Genomic DNA, 6,354 nt, shown 5'->3' with positions numbered 1-6,354 from the left:
CGCAGGATTTCCGCGGCCGGCGCATCTGCGCAAGCCTTCGCCCCTCCAGCTCATCCCAGCGGCATACAGTCTCGCGGTCGCGTACCGGCGATCATTCCGAAACTGAGCGCCCCGCCAGGGCGTGGCGGTTTTCAAGAGGGCTACGTTCCGAGAGAAGAAGGCGGCTCTGAGCAGGGCAGGAACCCTCCTTTTGGCGCTGACCGTAGAAGATCATCCCGCACATATCTCACGTGCCCGGTTCGATACCTTGACGATGTGTCGATCAGCGAACGCCGTCTGTCAGCCGAGGAGCAAGCCGTAATCCTGGCTCTTTTCATGCAAGATTTCCCTGGCGTGGACGAACTTCGCGCTCAGGTCCCTTCGGCGATTGTGGCCGGACGGTGTGGGTGTGGATGTGCAACAGTGGATCTTCGGGCAGGATAGGGCCGCGTGCCCTCGCCTCCTGGTAAAGGACGGAGTGCTGATCTCCGCCAGCGTGCGCGGGCGCGATGACGGTGTCTTGCTCTTCGTCGAGGACGGCCATCTTTCGTACTTTGAGGTCTACTCCGTCGATGGCGAGCCGGCCTCGCTCCTGCGGCCTGAAGATCTCACCGTTGACCCGCCAGGCTCCTGGGGGTGATGTCGTGAAGGCGACAAGGCTCAGATTCGACTCGTGAGCCTACGGATTAAAAGAAGTCGATTCGGTCGAGGTCTGGGGCTCTGGCCTGGGGATGCGGTGTCCGTGGACGTCCGCTGAGTTCCGCCGTCGTTCACCCCCTTGGCTGTACTCGTGGCTGTATAGCCAGAGCACTATCAGCTTGGGAATCATCTACTGACCTTGCTGCCCTGAGCTGGGAAAACGGGGGTGCAGGTCAGAGCGGGTCGAGTAACCGTGAGTCCCCGTGAATGACTGCGGTTCCCCGCCCGTTCTGGCACGTGATCAAGAACTGACCTGCAAGATATGGGTGGCTTCGACAAGCCTTGAATGGCCCGCCTGGCTGTCTGAGTTGCCCCACGACGCGGCCTTGGAGCTTGGTTTCGGCAGGGTATTTTGGCCTCACTTGTTAGGAGAGAACGAGGGTGATGGGGCTTCAGGGGCTTGACCCGGATCGCGCTGCACGGATCTCGGCTCTCGTTGAGGAGTGTCGACCGCTGCTTCACGCCGAGGCTGGGATGGCGGCCGTCCAGGAGCTGTTGAGCGACCGGCGGGTGTCCGTGATTGATTCGATACTGGTCACGCGGGAATTGCTGGGTGCCGGCCCTTCGGCCTTGGGCGAGGCCAAGAGCACGGTTCTGTGCAGCCCATCTCGCAGCATGGAACGGCGGTGGCATCAGGAACTGACGGATGCGCTTATCGTGGCAGTTGATCAGCTGGTCGAGGAGGACTGAGGGGTCCAGCAAAGGCCGTATGATCTACCTTTACGCCGTGAAGGATGAGATCGAGTGATCTGCTTACTCGGCCCTCCAAGCTCGTTGACGCGCTGCGCGTGAACATCTCGCGGGCGTCCTGCTCGCACTGAGGTGCCCCGAACCTGATGGCGCCTCGGGCGCCTGAAGAGGATGCCTGTCAACGCCGTCACCAGGACTGTTCGGTACCGTCATTCGTTGGCCCGAAAGCCCTAATCCATCGGTTGACCTGGGATTTCCCGTGTAGAGCGAGTGACGGGGATCGAACCCGCGCTGTCAGCTTGGGAAGTCTCTATCACGCCTGGTCGCTGAGCTGGGAGGATGCTGACCTGCGGGGAAGCGGGTCGAGTGACCGTGATTCTCCGTGAGTCCCCCTTGGTCACCCTCCTGACGGGCACGCAACGGGCACGCGAGGGGACAGGGGGCCTCTGTTTCCTCGTCGTGCTCAGGCGACAGGTTCGGCTCTTTCGAACACCGGCTTGGCTTCCTGACTTCTCAACCACGCCTTCCATTGGCTTACTTTGGGCTTGGGCGCCTCAGGGTGGTCTAACAACCACAGGAGGTACCGGGCCCGTAAGCGGAAACCCTCATCAGGGTCATCGGCGATCTCAAGCAGGAGACGACGTAACCGCAATCCGCCAGCCGCCCTGGCCAGTACGGCATATCCCGCATCTTCACAACGGTGCTCACGCCGTACGGCAAGGCAAATCAAGTCAACCAGCTGATCGATCACCTCAGCCGTCAGATACGGCACAGCCCTGGCCAGATCATGCAACTTGCCGTGCTTTAATCCCCAGCTCTTAGCGGAGGCCATCCATTCGTCCGGATACCGGGACTCCCACTCCAAATAGAGCAGAAGATACTTAAGCCCGGCCCAATCGGCGTAGGATCCAGCGGGAATGAATTCCCCCAGAGCGTCCAGCAGCGTTCTTTGTGGCTCCGCGATGGATCGGCCTACTTCCTGATCGGCGGCCGACCACTCCTCATCTCGCCAGACCTCGTTGAAGGCATGCAACTCCTCGCCGTAGCGATCTTGAATAACCCTCACCAGCCTGAGCGCCCACTTACGCCGAACGGGATCCTCCGAGATCAACTCGAACGTCCATCCCAAGCGCCGATCCCACTCCTCAGCGGACTCCATGATCTCATTATCCGAGCCACACGCGGTTCGGACTACCTTCGCCGGAACCTCCTGCTTCTCGATGCAACGGAGCTCAACCTCGTTCCTCGGTGAGCCAGGGTGAGGAACGAACCCTGGATCTTCGATCGCCCCCGACCATGGCAGACCTCAGCCACGATGAGGCGATCGTCGGGCTGCATCTGGGCGGCGGTGCAACCAAAGGCCGGCGGGGACGTAGGTACGGCGCGGCGCGCGTGCGGCGACGGCCCGGAGTCCTGCCCGCACGTCGGGACCGGCCTCCAGGCCGCATGCCCGGCGTGCGCCGCAGGCGCAGGGCCGGGCGACGGCGCGCAGCGCCGCCGCCCCTTGATACCTCATAAGAACAATTCGGCAATGTCAGGGTGGTGTACTTCTGGCACCAGCTAGCCCGGCAGACTGGACGGCTGTGACGGAGGACATCGCGCGGCTTGTCGAGCTGCTTGACGACGACTCAGACGACATCGCAGAGGGTGCGATGCAGGAGTTGATGGCGATCGGGCCTGGCGTTGCTGGGCCGTTGGCGGCCGCGGTCCCTCGCATGCGTCGTTATGGCCAGCTCTGCGCCATCGAGATCTTTGAACACCTCGGTGATGCCGGTAGCGCACCGGTCCTGATCGGCCTACTCGACAGCGAGCACGAGACGGTGCGCGAGTGGTCGGCAGACGCGCTGGCACGAATGGGCATCGAGGCGGCGGTACCCGCGCTGCGAGCGGCTTACCGGCGGCTTCGAGCCACGGGTACACCACCGGACTTCACTGAGCCGGTAGCCCTTCGTCGTGCGTTGACCGTGCTGGGTGCACGGCGGCAGGTGTTACCACCGTTGACCGCTTCCTTGCAGGTATCGACAGGCCCCTGGGACGCGATGTGGTCGGCGGCACGGCTGGACGCGGTCATCAACGACCTTGCTGAGCACAACCAGGTGGTCCTGTACTTCTCGCTGTGGACCGTTACCGACACCGGCACTTACGGGACTCACCACGAAACCCTAAGCCGGGAGTTCGACCCTCATACACCCTGGCCGCAGGCGGTCGCCATCGCCCGCGAGATGGCCCTGTTGGAGACGGCGTTCATTCCCGCCCGCGAGAACCTCGTTGCTCTCGTGGAGTGGATCGATGAATCGGATGTGTGAAACCCCGTAGACGAGACATCGGGATGGAGGTGAGTCCCGAAGACCCTCTGCGGGGAGCTCACCTCAAACAGGGTGGCATTGATTACTTCGGCAACTGCTGGCCGTGCTCCAGATACAACGGGCGGCCGATGGTGCGAGCGGTGACGGCGGCCAGGACTCGGTTGGCGAGTCGTTCGATCAAGAGACCAGGCAGTTCTTCGACGGGGTGGAAGTCATAGCCAGCTAGTTCGTCGGCACCGAGTCGGATGCTGTCGCGCATGCTCGGGCTGAGGGTTCCGCCGTCGAAGAGGAACAGGACCTTGTCGCCTTCTTCGGGGTGGGGTGCCCAGTCGACCACGAGGAGGTCGCCGATCGGCGGTTGGATGCCGAGTTCCTCTTGGACTTCGCGTACGCACGCTTGGAACGGGGTCTCGCCGGGCTCAATGTAGCCGCCGGGGATGTCGCGGTAGTCCTTGTAATGGGGGCGGACCAGCAACAGGCGGCCGTGGTCGTCGAAGAAGAGTGCCCCGGCTGCGGCGCGGGGGGTAGCCATGGGCGGGGTCTCTTGTCCGGTCATGATCCCTACGGTACGGGAAGTCCGCCCGGTGTGAAGGTCGCTCAGGTGACGCGCAGGCGACGAGCGAGATCGGTGAGCCGGTGGCTGGGCTTGCCCTTCTGACGACGAATCCAGTTCAGGACGAGTTGGCGGCTGAGGTAATGGTGACGGATCTGCTCGGGAGCGAGGTGTTCAGCCTGAAGGAGGGCGTCCAATGCCTCGTCGGTGCGGTTCCACAGGCTGAACGCCTGGGCGACGGCGATTCCATGGCGGGCTCGACGCTCGATCGGCAGGGCGCTGGTGTCCAGGCCGGGGCCGATGTCGATGGCGACTTGAATGTCTCCCAGTTCGATGGCGGTGGCCACCTGGTGTATGGCCACGTTGGTGGGGCCGAACGCGGTCCAGACGTGGTTGGCGTCGCCTCCCAGTCGGCGGGCCGATTCCGCGGCTTCGGCGAGGAAGGCGCGGGTGGTGGCGCGGTCATCGGCTCGGGCTGCGGCCATCGATCCTGCGAGGAAGAGCGTGCCGTGTACCGATAGGAGTTCGGGGCTGCCCTGGGGGAGGTCTGCTTGGAGAAGTCCGGCGGCGTCGCTCGTCAGTTGTGATGCGGCGTCGTAGCGGCCGTTGGAGAGCAGGGCGTGGGTGACGGATCGCAGTAGTGAGGCGACAACGATCTGATCCCCGGAGTTCTGCGCGTAGGTCAGGCCCCGTTCCGCGGCGATCCAGGCGAGGTCGTTCTCTCCGATCTTGACGAGGATGCTGGTGGCTGCGTGGTACGCCTGGCCGAGCAGGCTGAGGGCCTGGATGTACTGATCACCTTGGTAGGCGCTGGCGGCGTGGTGGGCCTCGGTGAGAAGTGCCGGCAGGCGGCGGACCACGAGGCCGTACCGGGATGCTTGGTAGGCATGCCAAACATCGGCGATCTCGCTGCGCAGTTCGCAGAGGCTGGGTGGTTCGTGGGCCTGGGCGAGAGCGGCGAGCGGAGTGAGCTGGCGATAGTCGGTGATCGCTGCACGCAGTGCCGGGACGGTGCGGTCTCCGCTGTCGGGGCTCCAGTCGAGTAGGGACGGCTCAGCGAGAAGGTCGCCGAGTGCGACGTCCAGAGCGACCGCGAGGGACTTGATCACCGACAGACGGTCAAGCTCGATCCGGTCGTTTTCTATCTTGCTGAGCCAATCGACCGTGCGACCGACGAGCCCGGCCAGGACTTCTTGTGACATTCCCCGCCGTCGGCGGTACCACGCTACGCGTTCCCCGATGGTCAGGTGATCCGTCATACCTCGCATACCGATCAGCCTCGCATGAGTACCTCGGGGACCCCGGAATTCTTTTCCGGGGCGCAACGGCCACCTTTTCCTAGTGTCTCTACTGACCGAGAAAACGTCCATTGCGACGGAGGAAAAGGAGTGGACACGACGGGCTCACGAGAGACCAGCGGGCAGGGCTGCTGCTCGGCCTGCCGGGGCAAGGGGTGGCGATATGCGCGGGTGAGCGCCGCTTACGGCGCTCAGATCATCGATGGTCGGCGTGCTCCAAGAACGCGGAGTGATTGCTTCGACTGCGCTGGAAGCGGACGGCAGGAGACATGACAGACACGCTTGTGTGGCGGCGACCGACTGAACCGGCGACCGATGACCCTCTATATGCGGCTGTGCGCCTCGCCGAGGAACTGCGCAATCTGGAAATGCCCGCCGACATTCATCACGGCGTCGGAATCGCACTTGTTTCGGTCTGGATCGATCTGGTCGTCTGGACCAACGGAGTCTCGTATCACTGGTGGTCGGGGAAAATGTCAGCGCGCGGGCGCCGACGCTATGCGTACAGCCCGGTGGATGATCCGCTGACGGCCGCTCGCCGGGTCGCTGTCCGGTACGCGGACCTTCGCGGCGGTCATCCGTTGTCGGAGGTGGTCGAAGAGACCCAATGCGTACTTCCGGATGATCGCCGACCGGTCGACCTGCGCGGACGGCGTCTCGCCTCGCCCGTGTGGCCGGAGTGATCGCTGTGATGGTCAGCGAGTTGAACGCCGTCTACGGCATGCGATGGAGGATCGCGGCGTCCCTCGGGGGCGGGTGGTACGCAGTGCGTCGACATGACCTCTCCAGAGAGAGCCTTGAGCGTGGTCTTTCCTACGTGCGTTGTGGA

At 63.6% G+C, this 6,354-nt stretch carries 6 protein-coding genes; 3 read left to right on the top strand and 3 right to left on the bottom strand.

Annotated features, from left to right (window positions below; translation table 11 throughout):
• The first annotated feature begins 1,152 nt into the window (after positions 1-1,152).
• The gene (locus AB0G15_RS36365) at positions 1,153-1,368 is read left to right on the top strand and encodes a hypothetical protein (protein ID WP_362849042.1); all 216 of its coding nucleotides are present in this window, start codon (positions 1,153-1,155) and stop codon (positions 1,366-1,368) included.
• 463 nt (positions 1,369-1,831) lie between these two features.
• Here the strand turns inward: AB0G15_RS36365 and AB0G15_RS36360 are convergent, their stop codons facing one another.
• The gene (locus AB0G15_RS36360; protein WP_362849039.1) at positions 1,832-2,527 is read right to left on the bottom strand and encodes a hypothetical protein; all 696 of its coding nucleotides are present in this window, start codon (positions 2,525-2,527) and stop codon (positions 1,832-1,834) included.
• Between the two features lie 424 nt (positions 2,528-2,951).
• On the opposite strand from AB0G15_RS36360, the gene AB0G15_RS36355 reads away from it, so the two are divergent.
• A complete protein-coding gene (locus AB0G15_RS36355; RefSeq protein ID WP_362849036.1) occupies positions 2,952-3,674 on the top strand; it encodes a HEAT repeat domain-containing protein in 723 nt (240 codons plus the stop codon).
• Positions 3,675-3,756: 82 nt separating this feature from the next.
• Here AB0G15_RS36355 and AB0G15_RS36350 read toward each other — a convergent pair whose 3' ends face one another.
• Together AB0G15_RS36350 and AB0G15_RS36345 are read right to left on the bottom strand one after the other, a co-directional pair.
• Positions 3,757-4,230, bottom strand: a complete 474-nt coding sequence (locus AB0G15_RS36350; RefSeq protein WP_362849033.1) for an NUDIX hydrolase — start codon at positions 4,228-4,230, stop codon at positions 3,757-3,759.
• A 41-nt stretch (positions 4,231-4,271) separates the two neighbouring features.
• The gene (locus tag AB0G15_RS36345; RefSeq protein ID WP_362849030.1) at positions 4,272-5,486 is read right to left on the bottom strand and encodes a helix-turn-helix transcriptional regulator; all 1,215 of its coding nucleotides are present in this window, start codon (positions 5,484-5,486) and stop codon (positions 4,272-4,274) included.
• Between the two features lie 308 nt (positions 5,487-5,794).
• Here AB0G15_RS36345 and AB0G15_RS36340 point away from each other — a divergent pair, with 308 nt between their 5' ends.
• Complete coding sequence (locus AB0G15_RS36340; RefSeq protein ID WP_362849026.1) at positions 5,795-6,208, top strand: hypothetical protein; 414 nt, start codon at positions 5,795-5,797, stop codon at positions 6,206-6,208.
• Positions 6,209-6,354 lie beyond the last annotated feature (146 nt).

Source organism: Streptosporangium sp. NPDC023825, from assembly GCF_040639575.1.
Classification (GTDB): Bacteria; Actinomycetota; Actinomycetes; order Streptosporangiales; family Streptosporangiaceae; genus Streptosporangium.
This window is presented reverse-complemented; position numbering and strand designations above follow the sequence as displayed.

Bases quoted from the DNA above. Each gene is read 5' to 3' on its own strand.
- AB0G15_RS36340 (WP_362849026.1), top strand. From the start codon at position 5,795: ATGACAGACACGCTTGTGTGGCGGCGACCGACTGAACCGGCGACCGAT.
- AB0G15_RS36365 (WP_362849042.1), top strand. From the start codon at position 1,153: ATGGCGGCCGTCCAGGAGCTGTTGAGCGACCGGCGGGTGTCCGTGATT.
- AB0G15_RS36350 (WP_362849033.1), bottom strand. From the start codon at position 4,230: ATGACCGGACAAGAGACCCCGCCCATGGCTACCCCCCGCGCCGCAGCC.
- AB0G15_RS36345 (WP_362849030.1), bottom strand. From the start codon at position 5,486: ATGACGGATCACCTGACCATCGGGGAACGCGTAGCGTGGTACCGCCGA.
- AB0G15_RS36360 (WP_362849039.1), bottom strand. From the start codon at position 2,527: ATGGAGTCCGCTGAGGAGTGGGATCGGCGCTTGGGATGGACGTTCGAG.